Genomic DNA, 18917 nt, shown 5'->3' on the forward strand with positions numbered 1-18917 from the left:
GCGATGCGAATTGCCTTCTACGCGCCGCTGAAGTCGCCCAATCATCCCGTTGCCTCCGGCGACCGCCAGATGGCACGGATGCTGGTCAAGGCGCTGGAGCATGGAGGGCATAGCGTCGAACTAGCATCCGAATTGCGCTTCTATCTACGCGAACCGGAGTCGAAAAGTTTCGATGCGCTCAAGCTCGAGGCTCGGGAGGAAGCCGCGCGGCTGACAAAGCTTTGGGATCGTGACGGCAAGCCCGATCTCTGGTTCTCCTATCATCTCTATTACAAGGCGCCCGACCTGATCGGACCCGAGCTGGCGTCGGCTTTTGCTATCCCCTATGTGACAGCGGAAGCCTCCTATTCGAGGCGGCGCAACGCCTGTTTGTGGGCCGATACGCAAGCGTTGGTGGCGCGAGCCGTCGAACAGGCAGCGCTGAACATCTGCTTCACGCAAAGGGATCGTCAGGGACTGACAGATGCAATTCCCGACGCCGCTCTCGGTATGCTTTCGCCCTTCATCGACACATCGGTATTCCGGGAAATGCCGGCACGGGGTTGTCCGACGCGCCTCGTTACCGTCGCCATGATGCGCCCGGGCGACAAAGTCGAAAGCTATCGCATGCTGGCGCAGGCGCTCGGTCCGATCGGCCACCTGCCCTGGACCATGTCGGTCGTCGGGGATGGGCCTGCCCGTGACGAGGTCAAAGCGCAATTCGCCGGCTTGCCCGCCGACCGTATCGAATGGCTTGGCGCGATTGAGCCGGCCGCCGTGCCGGATGTCCTCTACAGTGGGGGAATTTACGTCTGGCCGGGTTGCGGCGAGGCCTATGGCGTTGCCTATCTTGAAGCACAGGCAGCCGGCCTTCCGGTGGTGGCTCAGGACATCGCCGGCGTGCCGGAGGTCGTGCGGGATGGCCAGACCGGGTTTCTCACCCCGCCGGGCGATGTGGCGGCGTTCGCTTCTGCCATTGAAAGGCTTCTGGCCCGTAACGACGAAAGAACCATCATGGCCGCGGAAGCCAGACGTTTCATCCTCGAAGAACGCTCCCTCGGCGTTGCAGCGGCGCGTCTGGCCGAACTTCTTGCGAAGATCCCGGTTTCATGACATCCGATCAGATATGGCAGCCTTTGGTGGAAGAACTGGCGTGCCGGCAACGGGCGGACCGTAAGGCAGAGTTTTGGCTGCGTGACGATGACGCCGTGGATCCGACGCCTGCGCTTGATCGGCTGCTCGACCTCACCGGTGAGTTCGCGGTTCCGGTCACTCTGGCCGTCATTCCGGCCCTGACTGATGAAAAGCTTGTCGCCCGGCTTGACGAGGCGCCGCATGCCACGGTCGCCATCCATGGCTGGGCGCACCGAAATCATGCGCCCGAGCACCAGAAAAAGCAGGAGCTCGGCGCGCATCGGCCACGCGAGGCGGTGCTCGATGATCTGGCTCGCGGGCTGTCGCACCTAACCGACCTGCACGGCGCACGTGCCGTTCCGATGCTGGTGCCACCCTGGAACAGGATCGACGCTGGCTTGGTATCCGACCTTGGGTCGATAGGATTCGCAGCATTGTCGGTCTATGGGCCGCCGAAGCCGGCGTCAATGGCGGTCATCAACAGCAATGTCGACATCATGGATTGGCATGGCACGCGCGGCTGCCGCGATCATGGCCTATTGGTTCAGGCTATCATCGCGCAATTGCAGCATGCATTCGACGGCGGCGAACCGGTCGGCCTGCTCACCCACCATCTCGTACATGATGAATCGGCCTGGCTTTTCCTCGAACGGCTGTTCACAGTCACCGCACAGAGTGAAGCCTGCGCATGGCTTCCGATTAGGACATTGATCGGGCGCAGCGCCGGTGAGGAAAATAGCTCAGCGCTTTTTGCGCAATGAGACTGGAAATTTGAGCGTCTGGCCATCCCGCGCGGCAAAAGCGCCGGTAAACCTGTCTTTGGCCAGTTTCTCGATCTCGTCCAGTTCCGCGTCGGTTCGTGTCGGATCGTGGTGAAACAGCGCAAGCCCCCGCGCGCCGGCCGCCTCACAGAGCTTGACGCCCTGTTGCCATGTCGAGTGCCCGTAACCGCGGCGGTGTTCCATTTCCTCCTCGGTGTAGGTGCAATCGTAAATGACGAGGTCGGCATCTTCGATCAGGCCAAGCACCGCCAGATCGAGTTTGTCCGGCTCGTGCTCAGTGTCTGTGATCACCGCCACGACGCGGCCGCCCCATTCGACCCGGTAGCCTATGCAGCCGCCCGGATGGATAAGACTGCCGGTTCGGACGACCACCCCTTCGCGCGGCCGAAGCACGTCTCCGGATACGAAATCGCGATAGTCGAGCCTTGCCTTGCAGAACTCCAGTTTCATCGGAAACCATGGCGGCCGCATGAACTCATCGACCATCTGCCGGGTCGTCATGTGTCCTGCAAGATGCCCGGACCAAAGCGTAACCTTAACGCTCCGGTCATAGATCGGCGCAAAAGACGGCAACCCGATGATGTGATCGTAATGGCAATGGGTGAAAAGCAGGTCGAAATCGGTCACGCCCGACGCCCGAAGCGCCCCGCCGGCAGGCCGTAGGCCAGTGCCCGCGTCGAACAGAAGCGTATGCTCACCGCATCGCATCTCAACGCAGATTGTGTTGCCGCCATAGCGAGAGAATTCTGGCCCCGATACCGAAATGCTGCCGCGAACGCCCCAAAACCTGACCAGGAAAACGTCGTCGTTCATGCTAGCCCTTCGCAGTCCCCGCCGCCCATAGTAGCCAAACAACTGCTGCTAGAGCAATTCCAGGAAAAGTGTGAAACGGTTTTCCGTCGGGAATTGCGTCAAAACAAACAGGCGAGACAGGTTTTCTCCGGGTGACCTTCTCAGCAAGAGGACAGTGCCATCACGACGGCGAGGATCGAGCGCACGTCATTCGTTATTTGGCGCTTCGTGCGTCGATCAGATCCGCGGTCGTATGGCTTAGGCGATCGGCAAGAACCCGCAGTATTTCGATGGTCATTTCCGGGAACTCCCTCATAAGCCTCAGGAAATGATCCTTGCGGATTCTCAAGGCTTCCAGCTGACTTGCCGCTCTGACGGTGGCAGTGCGGGAGCTGTTGCACAATATGGCGATCTCGCCAACAATCGAATTTGGCTGCAGTTCGGCAACTTTTATCGGTCCGCGGTCGGAATCGACCAGAATATCCGCCCTGCCTGAAAGGATGACATAGGCGGCGTCTCCCTCGTCGCCCTGCCGGAAAAGGATCTGGCCGGCGCTGTAGCTCACGCGATCGGATGTGAACGCAAGCAGCTTGAGCTTTGTCGGCTCGATGGCAGAGAACAAGGGAACGCGTTGCAGCATTCCAACTTCGTCCTTGAGCAGCATTGTCGCAAACCTTCCCAACTTCGCCTTTGCCAGACTAGAGCAACGGCCGCCCAGATGGAATTCTGTTTCCGGTGGCGAGACGAACCACGCGAAAGGTGGCGAGCCCGATGTCGAGCGATCGGGCGATGCCGCCTGACAAAATGGCGTCCGCCAGCCGGAAACCCGAAGAGCCGGGTGAATTTGCGGCCGCTACGCCCTTCGCCGAATCCCTTGACCTTGCAGCAAATTCCCACCGGCAGAATGATCCCATCTGAATGTTCGTTGCTCTATGACAGCAGTTCCTTGAAGATACCGTTCCCTGCCAAAAGTGTCTCGTGTGTTCCGTCTTCCACCAATTGACCCGAGTCGAAGACGATAACGCGATCGAACATCATCGCCATTGCCGGATTCGTCAGGACCCACACAATTGCCGGCGAATGGCCGTCGCGCCTGGCTTCCTCGAGGACGTTTCGCAGCACCTTATCCTGCATGCGCTGGTCGAGCGCCGACAGCGGCCGGTTAAGAATGAGAAAATCGGGACGCTTGAGCAGGGCTCGGGCAACATCGAGCTTCTGTCGCTGTCCACCGGTCAGCCGCCTGCCGCCGGCTCCGACGTTGAAGTCCAGGCCGACATCCAGAAGTTCGGCATAAAGCCCCAGTTCGTCAAGAATGTCATAGACGATGGTCCGTATGCGGTCCGGCGCGTCGGGATGGTTGTTGCCCACACGCCCGAACAGGACATTATCCATGACGGTGGCCGCGGCAATGTATTTGGCAGGATCGTACCGTTCGATCGCATTTTGCAGCTCGGGCGGCAGGTTTTCATAGAACCGGTTGCGTGCAGCGACGATCTTGCTCATCAGTTCGTCGCTCAGCAGTCCGAAACGGTGCCGGGGCTCGATATAGGCAAAGCTCAAGGAGACGATCATGGCGCGGTCGCTCTCCGAAACCGCCTCGTAGGCACGGTTCTTGAGCCGTTGCAGCAAGGTTTCGTAGGTGGGGATCTCCTCGGCGCTCATGAAGGCGAGCTGCTGGAAGAACTGGTGATCGGGCGGCAGGTCGGCAAATAGCTCGATCGCCTGTTCGGCGATCTCCATGCCCATTTCGTAGAGCGTGCGGTCGAGGCCGGCTTGCCTCAGCACAGAAGCAAAATAGGGATTGGCCGCTAGAGCCCTGTCGGCCAGTTCGGGGCCGGCGGCAGCGCCGAAGAGCAGGTTTTGGCCGATCGTTGCTTCCTTGTTGTAGGCGCCTGGTTCGAAAGGAACCACCAGTCCGCTCAGCCCTTCGCGTTCCAGCCGGGTTCGCAGCGCCGCACGCAGTTCGACGATCCGCCTTGCAAGCTCCGTATGGCGCGTGAGGTCGGCCGAAGAGCGCAAGCCGAGATCCAGGATGTCGCGCGACAGAACAACCGCGTCGAGCACCCGGCGCACGGCTTCAAAAAGGTCGTGCGGGCCGGTAGCGCCGGCGGCAGCATAGTCGATCCAGTCGCTGTGGATATCAAGCTCCGGATTGCCCGACCGGCGCGCCTCGTGGATGTTCCAGCGGTGCTGGTCTGCCGCGGCACCGTCATAAGTCACCGATGTCAGCGGCGCATGCTTCAACCCGTAGAGCAGGTTATCGCGGAGGCTTGCCTGGAACAGGAAAACATCCGATGAGGCATAGGACATGCGCCGGCCGGTCACTGCTTCGGGGAGTTCAAGCAGGTCGTCGGCGCCCGAAACGACCCTTCCGCTATCCGGCCAGTTCAGCCGCGCGAAGGCTTCTGCAAGCGCCTCGGCTCCACCTGTTGCGGTACTGACCAGCGCCACCGTCTCACCCGGCTTGACCTGGAGGGAGATACGGTCGAGGAGCATTGCACCGCCATCGTCTGCTATGGACAGACCGATCGCGGACAGGGGTTTGGTCATCGGCTCGGGAGCGTCGATCGTCAATGCCCCGATTCTCGGCGCAATGAGATCCTCGACGGTGAACTGTTCAACGACCTGCTGATATTTGACCTGGACATCCTGCCGCGCCTGATCCCAGTCGATCAGTTCCTTCATCGGCCCGGGCAGTTCCTTGTAGGCGCTGATCACGGCCACGAGCTGGCCGACGTCCAGCCGCCCCTGGATAACCAGGTACCCGCCGATCATGTAGAACAGAAAAGGCGTGATCTGCGCGAGAAAATTGTTGAGGAACTTCACCATGAATTTCCATTGGTAAAGATCGAAGCGGATCTTGAAGATGAGCCCGAGCCGGGCAGCTATGTCGGCCCGCTCGTAGTTTGATGTATCGTGGACGTGAACCGCGCCGATGCCGTCGACGATTTCGCCAATCCGGCCCGAAAGCGCGCGTGCCGTCAACTGCCGTTGGCGCCCGAGCACAATCAGCCGCCGCCGCATTCGCGGGATGAGCACGATCTGGAACGCCACGATCACGGCGGCTATCATTCCGAGCCAGAAGTTCTGGATCATGATGAACAGCATGGCCGTCAGCGCCTGGCCGCCGAGCAGCACCGGCTGCACGAAGGCATCGCCGATGAAGCCGCCCAGCGGCTCCACCTCGTCCTTCACCATGGTCGCCACTTCGGCGGATTTCACCCGCTTGAAGTAACCCGGCGGAAACCGCAGCACACGATCGAGAAGATCAAAGCGGATACGCCGCAGCATGCGTTCGCCGAGGCGGCCCTTGTAGGTGTTGATGTAGAGTTTGAACAAGCCGTTGATGACGACTAGCAAGAGGAAGACAATGCTCAGGGCAAACAGCGTCTCCTTGCGGTCGAGCTGAAATCCGGAGAAGAACTGGACCTCTCCGATGAACGGCAGGTTGTAGTGTAGCCTCATGAATGGCTGGGTCGCGCCCGGTTGCTCGAAGCCGCTACCTTGGATCGGGCCGTTGACGATCAGCTTCGGCAGGTCGAAGGACATGAAATACGGGATCATCGAAAGCACGACGATCATCAATATCCAGAGCTGCTGCTTCTTGGTGTGTGTCCAGATATAGCGGGCTAGGCTGGGTTCCATATGCGGCTGTGGACCCTTCAGTTGGAATAAGGCAGGATGTAAAAGCACCTGCTGGCGAATGGCGTGTCGGCAATTTCTTCGTCGCCAACGACAAGCTCGAAGCTGCAGCGCACGGAGATCGTCCTGCGCTCGACGATGGCAGGAACCTGCGATGCGGCGCGATCCAGTTCCGGCGCATGGTCGATGACAACGCCGTGGGCATTGTTGATCAGCGAAGAAAGCATCTGGCCAAACGGTTCGCGGCTTCCGTAGGGTTCTGGCGAATAGCCGAGCAGCACAAGGCCGCAGCTGCGCCGCTGGTGCTGGCGGATGGACGCCGATGGTCCGGACAGATGCAACAGGCTCTCTCCGGCACCGGGCAATGGCGAAGCGGCTTGCTGCATAATCACGTCCGCGAATCAACAGCCTTCCGGGAGGCAAGATTGCGTTGTGTCGCCCGAAATCCCAACATACAAGACGAATATGATGGATGTCACGCAACCGCGCAATGCCGGCCTGGACTGGCACGAACAGGCCTTCGACCTGACGCGGGGAATTGCTGCCTATGTCAACTGCCCTCTCGTGGCAGGGCTGGCCCGCGTCATCACCAAGCATCCGAAGGCCGATATCGCCAACGCCTTCAACCACAAGCAGGTCGCCTGCAAGATGTGGGCGCTCGACAGGCTGTTCGAAAGCTGCGGCGGCCGGTTCGGGCGCATATGGGTTCTGGGTGGATGGTACGGCGTATTGCCGGCGATGTTTTTCAACGATGCCCGCTTCGACATCGCGGCTGTCGATAGCATCGACATCGATCCCGAAGTCGCGCCGGTCGCCCGGACCCTCAACCGGGAAGCCGGCGACCGGTTCCGGGCTCTGACGGCAGATATGTACGCACTCGACTATGCGGCCGGGCGGCCCGACCTGATGGTCAATACGAGCTGCGAACACATAGCCGATCTGCCCGCTTGGCTTGCTCTGCTTCCGCGGGGCACGAATGTACTGCTGCAATCGAACGATTATTTCAGCGAGCCGACGCACATCAACTGCGTGGCTTCACTTGCAGCCTTCGAAGCTATGGCGGCGCTACGGGAGGTGCGGTTCTCCGGCGATCTGCCGACAAAGAATTATACGCGCTTCATGCTGATTGGAACTGTTTGATGCATTTCGCCCAAAAGTGCGTAGCGCGTCGCACGAATCTCGCCTGACGCGACGCGCGTTAGCATCTATCGTCTGTTTGATCATGAACTTTTCCCAAACCGGGCCCCACTTTTAGGGACCATGTTCGATACCGCTCGCGCAGGATTTGCGCCGAGCGACGCGCGCCGTCCAGATCGAGACGATGCGCGGCTGGCGTCGGTCCCACAAGCGCCTGTTCGATCGCTTGCGCCAAACCTTCAGGCGTTAGGTCCTTTTCCATCAGCACCGTTGCAAGACCGAGTTCTTCGAGCATCAGGGTGCGAACCGTCTGTTCGGTTTCCCCGCCGGCTGCAAATGGAACGAGCAGAGAGCGACAACCCGCGCGCAGGACATCGCAGACCGTGTTGTAACCCGCCTGCGAGACTGACAGGCGGGCGCCGGTCAGCAGGCTGGCGAAATCCTCGCGGAACCGGAAGATGGACAGGACCGGCGTGGCATCGCGTGCGATCGCGTCAAACTCGTCTTTCGGCAGGTTTGGGCCGGTGATCAAACACCATTTCCAACCGTTGTTGGCATTCCGCGCCGCTGCGATGGTGGAGCTGACAAGGCTCTTTCCGGCAGCCCCGCCGCCAACCGACACCAGAACGTCGAAGCGCTCGGAGGCCGCGGGCGATGGCGGCGCGGCAACGAGCCCTGTGTAGGTGACCTCGGCCCTGATCGCCCCAGCCAGTGGAAATGTCTTGTCGATGGTTGCGAAAGCCGGATCGCCGTGGACCATAACAAGGTCGAAATGCCTGTTGATCAGATCGACCGTTTCCTCGTTTCGGCCCGGCTTGACGCGCTCCTGAAGGATATCACGGACGGACGTCGCCAGCAGCGGTCTGGGCGACGTCGCGTCGATGGCCTCGATCAGCGGCAGGAGTTCGAAACGCATCTGCCGGCGTCCAAATGGAAACGCCTCGACAATGACGATATCAGGCCTGCAATCCCGGAATGCCTGCAGCAGCATCTCTGAACGCCATTTCTTGAAATCATCGTCGATGGGTTTGCCCTGCAGATCGACAAGTCCGGAAAATCCTTCATCACCGGAGGTGACAGGCGGCAGGGTTACAGATTTTACGCCCAGTCCCGGAAACCCCGCGATCGGCGCTCCGCCGGTCACGACGGTTACGTCAAACCCGTCATCGACCAGAGCCGCCGCAATGCGGCTGGCGCGCGCGAGATGGCCGATACCGAGCAGGTGCTGGACATAGAAGAAAGCGCGCAGCCGCTTCATTCGGCGGCCCGCCACTCCCGCTCGAACAGTTCCTTGAGCTGTCCAATGCTTGCCATATGATCGAAATTGCCGCGCACGCGCCGCTCTGCGGCGTCGCCGAGGCGGGCGCGCAACACGGGATCACGGATCAGGCGCTCCAGCGCCTGTGCCAGGGCAATCGGGTTTTCCGTCGGAACCAGCAGCCCGGTTTCATCCGGCGATAAAAGCTCCGGCACGCCGGAAATATCGGTCGATACGCAGGCAAGCCGCTGGCTAGCAGCCTCCACCAGAACATTCGGCAGACCGTCCCGGTCGCCATTTGCGGTGATCCTGCAGGCCAGGGCGAAGATGTCGGCGCAGCGGTAGTGCTCAAGCACCTCCTCCTGCGCAAGCGCGCCTTTCCAAGAGACGCGACCATCCAGTCCGAGCTTTTGCGCCAGCGCCTTGAACCGTTCCAGTTCCTCGCCGCCGCCGATATGCTCGAAGCGCCACGCCAAATCACCAGGCAAGAGGGCAAAGGCCTCCAGCAAGGTATCGTAACCTTTCTTTTCAACGGCGCGCCCGACACTCAGAACGATAACCGGTTCGTCCGGCGCCGAGCCGTCATGCTGTTTTCGCGCCTCGCCGAAACTGCCAAAGCGATCAAGGTCGAGCCCATGATAGCTCAGGTGCACAGGCGAGCTGCCGTTAGCGAGTTTTTTTAAACGGTCGAAGCCGGCTTTCGTGCAAGTGACCGTCCAGCGCGCCGAGGAAAGCTTGCCAGCCAGATCCCAGTCCGCCGAAGTCCAGATGTCCTTGGCATGGGCCGAGCAGCTCCAGGGCAGGCCACGAAGCTGGCTGGCATAGCGCGTCACCGATGCCGGTGTGTGCGCGAAATGTGCATGCAGCCAGCCCGCGCCTTCCGGCCATTCGGCCGCCAGTACCAGCGCTTGCCCGAAGCGGCGCGCGCGATTGCGCGTAAAGTCGCGGCGGATATCGGTAGCCAGCGATCGGAGCGCGCGCCAGAAGCCAGGCCGCAGCAGATAAGCAAACAGCGAGCGAACCACGCGCAGCGGCTCTTCATGCAGATATTCCGGCAGATAATGGACGGGCGCTTTGATCTCGTCATGCACGGGGTGGCGTTTTGCGTCGGTCGGCCGCCGGAGCGCGACGAGTATCAGGTCGAACCCCGCACGCTCCAGACCGAGCAGTTCCTGCGCGATGAAGGTTTCCGACAGCCGCGGATAGCCCTTCAGAACCACGACGATCTTGCGATGTTGCAACTCAGTTCATGCCTTCGATGACTGAAAGGTGATGGCCGGCCCGCCGGTCGAACAGTTCCGCGACGATTTCGGAAATGTGAGGCAGCCCTTCCAGCGTCAGATGCGGATGGCTCTGCGATGGGCCGGGCCGGTCCGGCAGCACCTTCAGTGCATCGGCAAACCGCTGGGAATCCCCGGCTTCTTCCGGCAAAAGCATCTCGATGAGGCCGAGTTCGGCTGCGCGCCGTGCTCGGATCAGTTGTTCCTCGCGGGGCTTGACGCGCGGCACGATCAGCGCCGGCTTGTCGAAAGACAGTATCTCGCAATAGGTGTTGTAACCGCCCATCGCCACTACCGCTTTGGCGCCGGCAATCAGCTCTTCCATGCGGTTGTCGAACTCGATGATCTTGATATAGGGGATCTTGGACCCCTTCTTGATCAGCTTGTTGCGCTTGCGCGCCGGCATGTAAGGCCCAAGCACGAGCAGCGCCCTATGCTGCAATTGCGGATCCTGCTGATAGGCATCAATGACGTTGTGGATCAGTTCGGCGCCGTCACCGCCGCCACCGGTGGTAACGAGGATATAGTCGCCCTCGGGCCGGTGGCCGGGCAACTCGTTCTTCTGCAGGCTCCGTTGCAGGAAACCGACAAACTTCATCTTTGCCCTGACGGCCGGCGGCACATCCAAGCCGGTCAACGGATCGTAGAAATCCGGCGGACCATAGGCCCAGACCTTGTCGTAGAGCAGGCCTATCTTGCGCATCACATCCCTGAGTGCCCACTCTGCTTCGAGCAGATGCGGCGCGTCCATCACCTCGCGCAGGCCAAGCACGAGCGTGGTGCCCCGCGTCTTGAGGTAGGACAGCGTGTCCTCGATCTCACCGCGCAGGCCGAGCGGTTCCTTGTCGACGATGAAGATATCCGGCCGGAAGGTCTCGGCTGTGTGGCGGATGATCGACTGGCGCATCCTTAGCGTCTCATGCAGATCGATATCCTTTTCCAGCGAGGTGTATTCGCCGTTGCGCAACTTGATGACGCTGGGGATCTTCACGAAGTCGACACGGGCGCGGTAGTCGAAGGCGCCAGCGATAGTCGCACCCGAAATGATAAGCACCTGAAGTCCGCGGAAATCCTCGACCAGCGAATGCGCGATCGTCCGGCAGCGCTGCAAGTGGCCGAGCCCGAACGTGTCGTGGCTGTACATGAGAATTCGAGCGTTTGGTACGTGCTGGGTCATTGTTGAACGTCTTTTAGAATTCTCGGCTTGAGGACCGTCGGTGACCCGCACGAAACCATCCTCGCGAGCCTACCGACCTGTTTTGAAACATGAGGGCGCAATTTTCAATTTGTATTACTCAAGAGGGCCATATGCTGAAACCAGGAAGCTGCGTCTACTTAGCGGCCTGCTTGCCACGTGGTCCAGAAGAACCTGCATCATTTCACTGCTATTGACCATCTCGGATTCTCGGCGGCCTTGACCGCCACCGCGGACATCCTAGACATTGGACGCGGCGGCCGCGTTTTGAAGTATCGATGCCGATGTGCGCGAGATGGGGACGCTTATTGCCTTTGCCGGCCTCGATCCGCTCTGGTCGAAGAATTGTGCGGCGATCTGACGATTGCTGCGAACCTGGCGTCGACTTCGTACGTGACGACGTTGGTGACAACCAGCCGTGGTGAAGGTTCAGAAACCCCGAGAAAAGCCCGGCCGACCGCAGCTTGCCTCAACCCAGCGCCATCATCGTGATTGGCACATTCGGGCATTAGCTGTACCATTCCTGCGCCGGTCGTCGACGTGGCGTGTTCCGGCGAGGGAGAAACGTCCATGTTACGATCAATTTCGCTTGCAGTTTTCCTGGCGGTCGTTCCTGCGACAGCGTTTGCAAATTCATGCCCGACCACTATGGCCGCGATCGACGCGGCGTTGCCGACCGCGACGCTGGCCGAGGCCGATAAGACCAAAGTCAAGGAACTGCGCGCCCAGGGCGAGAAATTGCACGCCGCCGGCGATCACGCAGGATCAGAGGCTGCCCTCAACCAAGCCAAGACGATGCTCGGCATTTAGCTGCGATCAACGCGGCTTTCCTGGCCGATTTTCTTGGCCGATGCAGGGCTTTTGTTCGGTTGTCGGCCGCTGAGGATCGCGGACTTGACCGGTTGAAGCAGGCCCGGGCTGGGTTGGATCAGGCCAGCCCGATGCGCTTGGCGCCTTGCCGGAACATGGCCTCCGCGTCCGGCTCGAAGCGGAAGGTGCCGATAAAATCGTCGGCGCAGTAGTTCGGCAGCGTCTTGCGGATGGCGGCCGCGAAAGTGCGGGCCTCGTCAAGCCGCCCCGCCAGCGCAAGGCAATGGGCTGCGATCGCCAGGATGATGGCATGGGCGTTGGGGCGGGCAGCGGCCTTCAGCGCCCATTCGGCGGCCTCTTCGAACTGGCCGAGGCGGACATGCGCCATCGCCCTAGCGCCGAGCATGCCGAACAGCAGCGGATCGAACGGGCTCAGATGCCGCGAGTGGTCGGATGAACCGATCGCCGCGTTCGGATCGCCCGCCTGCGAGTGCACGAACGAAAGCGCGTAGTGACCGAGCGCAAAGTTCGGGCTGAGATCCACGGCCCGTTCCAGCTCGATGAGAGAGCCGTTCTGCTCGCCGCGCAGCCACAGAGCCCGGCCCATAGCCCAGTGGGCGGCCGGATTGTGATCGTCGACCAGAAGACTTTGGCCGGCTGCCTCGAAGGCGAGCGCGCTTTCCTGATCGCGGTCTCCCCAGCGCTGAAAGGCGTTTTGCCAATGGGTGAAGGACAGGCCGGCATAAGCGCGGGCGAAGGTCGGATCCAGCTTCAAGGCCATGTCGAAGAAATGCCGGGCCTGCTCGTTTTCCGTGCGGGTGAAGCGATACATGTGCCAGAGGCCGCGATGGTAGGCCTCCCAGGCGTTCAGCGAGTTGGGGGCTTTCAGCATGGCGCGGTTGCGCTCGACCATCTCGATCTCGGCCGAGATCGACGAGACGATGCTGTTGCCGATATCATCGAGGACGGCAAAGATATCGTCGGGCTTGCGTTCGAACGTGTCGGCCCAGACGATCCTGGCCGTGCGGACCTCGACAAGTTCGACTGAGACGACGACGCGGCCTGCCTGGCTGCGCACCGTGCCAGTGGCGACGTAGTCGACGTTGAGCCGCCGGCCGGCATCTTCCGGCGCGATGTTTTTCTCCGCCAGTGCAAAGACCGACCCGCGGGCGATGACGAAGAAATCCCTGAGCTTGGCCAAACGGGTGATGATGTCGTGGGTCAGGCCGTCGGCCAATCCACCGCGAGAGGGGCCGCCGCGAGGGTCCCCACAAACACCAGAGACAGCCGCCTCCTCGACAAACGGCATTATCGCGAGCGAGGCCTTGCACGTTGCAGCAACTTCGGAATCGGGCAGCACAATTGACGCTTGCGGTGCCGCGGCCAAGAGTGCCGGTCGCGCCCAGAGTGTCGCAGCAGTTCGTTCGCTGCGGATCGTCCGCCATGCCTCACGAACTGGTCCAAAATCCAGATCCTCGGAAGCAAACAGCTGCGCCGCAGAAGCGAGATGTTCCTCGCACGCGGCGATCTGGCCGCGCTGCGCCAGCCTTGCCAGAAGAGCCACATGCGCGCGCCCGTCGAAGGGAGCGAGTTCCACCCACTTTTCCAGATGCGCGGACATTTCGTCGGCATCCGCCGGGAGCTTGCTGACGAGGTGTTCCAGGATGGCGGCGTGCCAGGAGCTGAAGCGGCGGCGTTGCGCGATCAGCCAGCTGTTGAAATGCGGGCTGCGGTCGATCTCCAGCCCATCGAGGAAATCGCCGACGAACAGTCCGGACAGCGCCTGCAGCCGCTGCAGATCGAGCGTCTCGATTCTTCCAGCGGCGGCCGAGGCGACGTCGATCGCGTCGACGGAAACACCTTTCAGATCAAGCGCGATCGTGTCGCCTGACGTTTCGATCCTGCGGCGATCCGGTTCGTCGAGAATGCCCCTGAGCTTGCTGAGGCACCAGCGAAGCTCGCCGCGCGGATCGTTCGGCACATCCCACAGCAGCTCACACAGACGGCTGCGGCCGACGGCATGCGGCGCAAGCGCCAGATAGGCGAAGAGCGCGCGCAGCTTGCGCGATGCCGGCAGCTGCACGGTGGCGCCGTCGCGGATGACCGTCAGCGGTCCGAGCAGCCGCACGGACAGCCCGGCCGTTGCGCCGTCCAGGCTCGATCGAGCGGATTCCACGTGCGTTTCCACGCTTGCTCCCACGCTGGCCAGTTGTCCTCTGTTCTACCATCGAAAGCGATAGAGTGCATCCGGCAACGAATTTCCGCGCCGGACGCCGGCATTGCGGTCTTTCCGGGCCGCATTGCCGGCACAGGCACCTTACCGCGGCAAGGTCTCGAAACTTCGCCGCCCAAGCCGCCGGTTTGTAACCGGCTCGTGACGACAACAAAAAGAGGAGAGCAGACATGTTGCAGCAACGGAAAATCAGGACCACGGCCGGCCGCGGCCGCCTGTTCGACAGCATTATCGACACGGTCGGCGACACGCCGGTGATCAGGATCAACAATCTCGGCCCCGATCATGTGACGATCTATGTGAAGGCCGAGTTCTTCAATCCGGCGGCGTCGGTGAAGGACCGGCTGGCGCTCAACATCATCGAGGAGGGCGAACGCAGCGGCGCCCTGAAGCCGGGCCAGACGGTCGTCGAGGCGACCAGCGGCAACACCGGCATCGGGCTGGCCATGGTCTGCGCGCAGAAAGGCTATCCGCTGGTGGTGACGATGGCCGACAGTTTCTCCATCGAGCGCCGCAAGCTTATGCGCATGCTGGGCGCCAAGGTGGTGCTGACGCCGCGTGCCCAGAAGGGTTTTGGCATGTACAACAAGGCGGTCGAGCTCGCCGAGGCCAATGGCTGGTTCCTGGCCCGCCAGTTCGAGACCAAGGCCAATGCCGCCATCCACGAGGCGACGACGGCGCGCGAGATCATCAACGACTTCGCCGGGTCGCGGCTCGACTGCTTCGTCACCGGCTACGGAACCGGCGGCACCGTCGTCGGTGTCGGGCGTGTGCTGCGCCGCGAGCGTCCCGAGACGCGGATCGTGCTGGCCGAACCCGCCAACGCCCAGCTTATCGGCAGCGGCAAGGCGCAGGAGCGCGGCGCCGACGGCGCGCCCGCCGCCAGCCATCCGGCTTTCGAGCCGCACCCGATCCAGGGCTGGACCCCGGATTTCATCCCCAACGTCCTCCAGGAGGCGGTCGACGCCAGCCTCTATGACGAGGTCGTGCCTGTTCCCGGGCCTGAAGGCATCAAATGGGCCAAGGCGCTGGCGCAAAAGGAAGGGATTTTCACCGGCATCTCCGGCGGAGCCACTTTTGCCGTGGCACGCCATATCGCGGAAAAAGCTGCACCCGGCTCGGTGATCCTGTGCATGCTTCCCGACACCGGCGAACGCTACATGACGACGCCGCTGTTCGACGGCATCGAAGCTGAGATGGACGCGGAGGAGACAGCCCTTTCGCGCTCGACGCCGGGCTGCCAGTTCCCGGCTGAATAACGGCGCATCGGGAGCGACGCGGATGGACGCTATGCTGAAGGCCACCGGCACGGCCGGTGTGGTTGCCGAAGAAACGCTCGATCCGGTCGACTGGGCCGGTGTGCAGGCGCTGTCGCACCGGATCGTCGACGATGCCGTCGACTATCTGCGCGACGTCCGCGAACGTCCAGTGTGGCAGGACATGCCCGAAGAAGTGAAAGCCTTCTTCGCCGCGCCGCTGCCGCGATCGCCTCAACCGCTTGCCCAGGTCTATGGCGAGGTCGTCGAGAAGGTGATGGCCTACCCGATGGGCAACATCCATCCGCGCTTCTGGTCCTGGTATATGGGGTCGAGCAATTTCACCGGGGCGCTCGGTGATTTCCTGGCGGCGATCCAGGGCTCCAACCTCGGCGGCGGCAACCATGCCGCCGCGCTGATGGACAGCCAGGTCGTCGACTGGTGCAAGCAGATGATGGGCTTTCCCCAATCGGCCAGCGGCACGCTGGTCAGCGGCGGCTCGATGGCCAACATCATCGGCCTGACCGTGGCGCGCAACGTCAAGGCCGGCATCGACGTGCGCGAGCATGGCGTCGCCGCTATCGACAAGCCGCTGCGTTTCTATGGCTCGGATCAGCTTCACTCCTGCCACCGCAAGGCGATGGAGGCGCTCGGCCTCGGCAACCAGGCGCTGCGCCGCATCCCGAGCGATGCCGGATTGCGGATCGACATCGACGCCTTGCGGGCGGCGATTGCCGAGGACCGCAAGGCAGGTTTTCAGCCGGCCTGCGTGATCGGCACGGCAGGCACGGTGAATACCGGAGCGATCGACGATCTGCGGGCGCTGGCGGAACTGGCGGCGCAAGAGAACCTCTGGTTCCATGTCGACGGCTGCATCGGCGCCTTGATCGCCATCGCACCGGAAAATTCCCACCGTGTTGCCGGCATCGAACGCGCCCACTCCATCGCGCTCGATCCGCACAAATGGCTGCACGCCCCGTTTGAGGTCGGCTGCGCCCTGATCAGGGACGCAGCATCGCATCGCAATACGTTTGCGGTCACGCCGGAATATCTGGAATCGACGCCACGCGGACTGGCATCCGGACAATGGCTGCATGATTACGGCCTGCAAACGTCACGCGGCTTTCGCGCGCTGAAGGTGTGGATGGCGCTCAAAGAGCACGGCATCGAGAAATTCGGCCGCCTGATCGACCAGAACATCGCCCAGGGACATTATCTCAGCACGCTGATCGAAGCCGAGCCACTGCTGGAACTCGTCGCGCCACCGAACATCAACATCGTGTGTTTTCGCTACCGCGGCGACAGGCTGACCAGCGAGGCCCTGAAGGCGCTCAACACCGAGATCATGCTGAGGCTGCAGGAAGAAGGCATCGCCGTCCTATCGGACACGACGGTGCACGGCCAGCATTGCCTCAGGGTAGCGATCAATAACCACCGCACCCGGCGCGAGGACCTGGACCTGCTGGTGCGGGAAATAGTGCGGCTTGGACGAGAGATTTCAAGGCCTGGCGTGGCTCTCCCTTCTCCCCTTGTGGGAGAAGGTGGACGCGAAGCGGCCGGATGAGGGGTGTTCCAGCTTGGCACCGACCTCGCCCCGGCCAGCACCCCTCAACCGTCTTGGCGCTACGCGCCAATCCACCTTCTCCCGCAAGGGGAGAAGGAAAGACCCGCCATCACGCCTCAATCCAAACCTTCTCGAAATGCTGCTCCAGCGACTGGTGCTGCTCGCAGCCATGCACGCCCTTGCGGAACGTCCGGTAGACCGAGCGCCAATAGGGCTGGATGATGATGCCGGAATCGCGCAGATTCTGTTCGATCTTGGCCATGATCTCCTTGCGTGCACTGGCGTCGGGTGTGGCCAGCGCCTTGTCGAGCAGGGCGTCGAATTCCGGATTGGCATAAGCGGTCTCGTTCCAGGCAGCACCCGATCTGTAGGCCAGCGCCAGCACCTGGACGCCCAGCGGCCGGCCGAGCCACTCGGTGCAGGAGAAGGGATATTTGCTCCAGTCGTTCCAGAACGTCGCCGCCGGCAGCACGGTTCGTTTGACCTTCAGCCCGGCGTCGCGCATCTGCGCGGCGATGGCGTCGCCGGTATTCTTCTGCCAGTCGACATCGACGGAGATGAGGTCGTATTCGTGGTCGGATTTACCGGCCTCGGCAAGCAGCGCCTTGGCTTGATCGATATTGCGGACGGCCGGACCGATATCGGCGTATTCGGCATGCATCGGCCCGACATGGTGGTTCTCGGCCGGCTTGCCGCGGTCGTCCATGCCGATCTTCAGGATCGCGGCGTTGTCGACGGCGAGTTGGGCGGCGCGCCGCAGCCTGATGTCGTCATAGGGCGCATTGCCGACGTTGAAACGCGCGACGATGGTCGAGCCGGTGGCAAGCTCGGAATTGCTCAGACCCATGGCGTCGGTCTGCGAGACGGTATCGGCGGCGGTTTCGTGGTTGGTGTCGATCTCGCCCGATTCGAAGGCCGAGAACATCGCATTGGGATCGGAGCCGTAGTCGACCCATTGGATGCCGTCGAGCCAAAAGTCGCCTTTCCACCACGGCTTGTCCTTGCGGCGGACCTCGGCGCCGACCTCGGCGTCCCATTGCACCAGTTCGCAAGGTCCAGTGGTGATCGCCAGCGCCTTCTGCGGGTCGCCGTCGCCGTCGTAGCTGCGATGCATGATCAGCGCCGGATAGTCGGTCATGCCGGCAATCAGTGAAATGTCGGGCTTCGGCAGATTGAGCCGGACGGTAAAGTCGTCGACACGCTCGATGCCGCCGTCGATCGGTTTCTTGGTGGCGGCGTCGACCAGCGCTCCCATCCGCTCGGCGACCGAATTGCCGGCGACGCTCGCGTCGCACCAGCGCGTCAGATTGTGGACGACATCGTCTGCGTTGAAGGTGTCGCCGTTCGACCAAGTGATGCCGTTGCGGACATGCAGTGTGAGCACGCGGGCGTCGTCGCTGGTCTCCCAGCTCTCGAGCAACCACGGCTCGAAGGTGAAATCGCGGTTCCAGCGCACCAGATACTCGTTGCACTGGCGTGCGACATTGGACATTTCAACGCCGTCGAAGGTGCGCGGGTCCTTCCAGCCCTTGACGTTCATGGCGACGCGCAGAACGCCGCCGCGCTTCGGCTCCTCGGCCGCCTTGGCCGGAGAGGGCGCAAGGCCGCCCAGCGCCAGCGCGCCCGCGGCACTGACGCCGAGTGCGGCCATGGTGGCGAGATATTCGCGCCGGTTCATGCCGCCTTTCTTGAAGCCGTCCGCGACGGGCTCAGCCTGCGGATGCAACGCTCTGTCGGTCAACATGAACTTCATCGTCGAATCCTCCCTGTCGGCGCCCGGCCGACCGCGTCGCGGGGGCGGATGCGATCGCCGGGCGCCGTTAGCCATCGGCGATGATAGTGCGGGTTTGACGGG

General features: G+C 62.1%; 15 protein-coding genes. 6 read left to right on the plus strand and 9 right to left on the minus strand.

The features are described 5' to 3' along the window. Nucleotides 1–3: 3 nt before the first annotated feature. Nucleotides 4–1092 (plus strand): glycosyltransferase family 4 protein, encoded by a 1089-nt coding sequence (locus NKH36_RS25965; protein ID WP_352959968.1) that lies wholly within the window; start codon nucleotides 4–6, stop codon nucleotides 1090–1092. Then, nucleotides 1089–1874, plus strand: a complete 786-nt coding sequence (locus NKH36_RS25970) for a polysaccharide deacetylase family protein (RefSeq protein WP_352959966.1) — start codon at nucleotides 1089–1091, stop codon at nucleotides 1872–1874. The genes NKH36_RS25965 and NKH36_RS25970 overlap by 4 nt, the downstream gene beginning before the upstream one ends. Here the strand turns inward: NKH36_RS25970 and NKH36_RS25975 are convergent. The 4 genes from NKH36_RS25975 to NKH36_RS25990 all read right to left on the minus strand — a co-directional run bounded on the left by NKH36_RS25975 (nucleotide 1854) and on the right by NKH36_RS25990 (nucleotide 6715). Beyond that, the gene (locus NKH36_RS25975) at nucleotides 1854–2708 is read right to left on the minus strand and encodes an MBL fold metallo-hydrolase (protein ID WP_352959964.1); all 855 of its coding nucleotides are present in this window, start codon (nucleotides 2706–2708) and stop codon (nucleotides 1854–1856) included. The two genes, NKH36_RS25970 and NKH36_RS25975, sit on opposite strands and share 21 nt — an antisense overlap. A gap of 193 nt (nucleotides 2709–2901) precedes the next feature. After that, complete coding sequence (locus NKH36_RS25980; RefSeq protein WP_352959962.1) at nucleotides 2902–3351, minus strand: cyclic nucleotide-binding domain-containing protein; 450 nt, start codon at nucleotides 3349–3351, stop codon at nucleotides 2902–2904. Nucleotides 3352–3617: 266 nt separating this feature from the next. Next, nucleotides 3618–6332, minus strand: coding sequence for an ABC transporter transmembrane domain-containing protein (locus NKH36_RS25985; protein WP_352959960.1), 2715 nt, complete (start codon nucleotides 6330–6332; stop codon nucleotides 3618–3620). Between the two features lie 17 nt (nucleotides 6333–6349). Then, nucleotides 6350–6715 carry a hypothetical protein gene (locus tag NKH36_RS25990; protein WP_352959958.1) on the minus strand — a complete coding sequence of 122 codons (366 nt, stop codon included), beginning with the start codon at nucleotides 6713–6715 and terminating at the stop codon, nucleotides 6350–6352. Between the two features lie 82 nt (nucleotides 6716–6797). Here NKH36_RS25990 and NKH36_RS25995 point away from each other — a divergent pair, with 82 nt between their 5' ends. Beyond that, the gene (locus NKH36_RS25995) at nucleotides 6798–7469 is read left to right on the plus strand and encodes a class I SAM-dependent methyltransferase (RefSeq protein WP_352960057.1); all 672 of its coding nucleotides are present in this window, start codon (nucleotides 6798–6800) and stop codon (nucleotides 7467–7469) included. Between the two features lie 58 nt (nucleotides 7470–7527). Here the strand turns inward: NKH36_RS25995 and NKH36_RS26000 are convergent, their stop codons facing one another. From NKH36_RS26000 to NKH36_RS26010, 3 genes are read right to left on the minus strand one after another with little or no spacing between them, the layout of a single operon-like run. After that, nucleotides 7528–8724, minus strand: a complete 1197-nt coding sequence (locus NKH36_RS26000) for a glycosyltransferase family protein (protein WP_352959956.1) — start codon at nucleotides 8722–8724, stop codon at nucleotides 7528–7530. After that, nucleotides 8721–9965, minus strand: a complete 1245-nt coding sequence (locus NKH36_RS26005; protein ID WP_352959954.1) for a glycosyltransferase — start codon at nucleotides 9963–9965, stop codon at nucleotides 8721–8723. Before NKH36_RS26005 ends, NKH36_RS26000 begins: the two co-directional genes overlap by 4 nt. A 1-nt stretch (nucleotide 9966) precedes the next feature. Then, complete coding sequence (locus NKH36_RS26010) at nucleotides 9967–11181, minus strand: glycosyltransferase family protein (protein ID WP_352953184.1); 1215 nt, start codon at nucleotides 11179–11181, stop codon at nucleotides 9967–9969. A 588-nt stretch (nucleotides 11182–11769) separates the two neighbouring features. Between NKH36_RS26010 and NKH36_RS26015 the strand changes: the two genes are divergently transcribed. Next, nucleotides 11770–12009 (plus strand): PA2433 domain-containing protein, encoded by a 240-nt coding sequence (locus tag NKH36_RS26015; protein ID WP_127313999.1) that lies wholly within the window; start codon nucleotides 11770–11772, stop codon nucleotides 12007–12009. 118 nt (nucleotides 12010–12127) lie between these two features. Here the strand turns inward: NKH36_RS26015 and NKH36_RS26020 are convergent, their stop codons facing one another. Continuing rightward, a complete protein-coding gene (locus NKH36_RS26020; protein ID WP_352959952.1) occupies nucleotides 12128–14185 on the minus strand; it encodes a transcriptional regulator in 2058 nt (685 codons plus the stop codon). 227 nt (nucleotides 14186–14412) lie between these two features. Here NKH36_RS26020 and NKH36_RS26025 point away from each other — a divergent pair, with 227 nt between their 5' ends. After that, a complete protein-coding gene (locus tag NKH36_RS26025; protein ID WP_352959950.1) occupies nucleotides 14413–15501 on the plus strand; it encodes a PLP-dependent cysteine synthase family protein in 1089 nt (362 codons plus the stop codon). A gap of 22 nt (nucleotides 15502–15523) precedes the next feature. Further along, nucleotides 15524–17062, plus strand: coding sequence for a pyridoxal phosphate-dependent decarboxylase family protein (locus NKH36_RS26030; RefSeq protein ID WP_352965081.1), 1539 nt, complete (start codon nucleotides 15524–15526; stop codon nucleotides 17060–17062). Nucleotides 17063–17171: 109 nt separating this feature from the next. Here the strand turns inward: NKH36_RS26030 and NKH36_RS26035 are convergent, their stop codons facing one another. After that, the gene (locus tag NKH36_RS26035; RefSeq protein WP_352959946.1) at nucleotides 17172–18815 is read right to left on the minus strand and encodes an ABC transporter substrate-binding protein; all 1644 of its coding nucleotides are present in this window, start codon (nucleotides 18813–18815) and stop codon (nucleotides 17172–17174) included. Between the last annotated feature and the right edge of the window lie 102 nt (nucleotides 18816–18917).

The organism is Mesorhizobium sp. M1312 (genome assembly GCF_040318115.1).
Classification (GTDB): domain Bacteria; phylum Pseudomonadota; class Alphaproteobacteria; order Rhizobiales; family Rhizobiaceae; genus Mesorhizobium.

Coding starts and splice junctions, on each gene's coding strand:
- NKH36_RS25965 (WP_352959968.1), top strand. CDS start 4: ATGCGAATTGCCTTCTACGCGCCGCTGAAGTCGCCCAATCATCCCGTT.
- NKH36_RS25970 (WP_352959966.1), top strand. CDS start 1,089: ATGACATCCGATCAGATATGGCAGCCTTTGGTGGAAGAACTGGCGTGC.
- NKH36_RS25975 (WP_352959964.1), bottom strand. CDS start 2,708: ATGAACGACGACGTTTTCCTGGTCAGGTTTTGGGGCGTTCGCGGCAGC.
- NKH36_RS25980 (WP_352959962.1), bottom strand. CDS start 3,351: ATGCTGCTCAAGGACGAAGTTGGAATGCTGCAACGCGTTCCCTTGTTC.
- NKH36_RS25985 (WP_352959960.1), bottom strand. CDS start 6,332: ATGGAACCCAGCCTAGCCCGCTATATCTGGACACACACCAAGAAGCAG.
- NKH36_RS25990 (WP_352959958.1), bottom strand. CDS start 6,715: ATGCAGCAAGCCGCTTCGCCATTGCCCGGTGCCGGAGAGAGCCTGTTG.
- NKH36_RS25995 (WP_352960057.1), top strand. CDS start 6,798: ATGGATGTCACGCAACCGCGCAATGCCGGCCTGGACTGGCACGAACAG.
- NKH36_RS26000 (WP_352959956.1), bottom strand. CDS start 8,724: ATGAAGCGGCTGCGCGCTTTCTTCTATGTCCAGCACCTGCTCGGTATC.
- NKH36_RS26010 (WP_352953184.1), bottom strand. CDS start 11,181: ATGACCCAGCACGTACCAAACGCTCGAATTCTCATGTACAGCCACGAC.
- NKH36_RS26015 (WP_127313999.1), top strand. CDS start 11,770: ATGTTACGATCAATTTCGCTTGCAGTTTTCCTGGCGGTCGTTCCTGCG.
- NKH36_RS26025 (WP_352959950.1), top strand. CDS start 14,413: ATGTTGCAGCAACGGAAAATCAGGACCACGGCCGGCCGCGGCCGCCTG.
- NKH36_RS26030 (WP_352965081.1), top strand. CDS start 15,524: ATGGACGCTATGCTGAAGGCCACCGGCACGGCCGGTGTGGTTGCCGAA.
- NKH36_RS26035 (WP_352959946.1), bottom strand. CDS start 18,815: ATGAAGTTCATGTTGACCGACAGAGCGTTGCATCCGCAGGCTGAGCCC.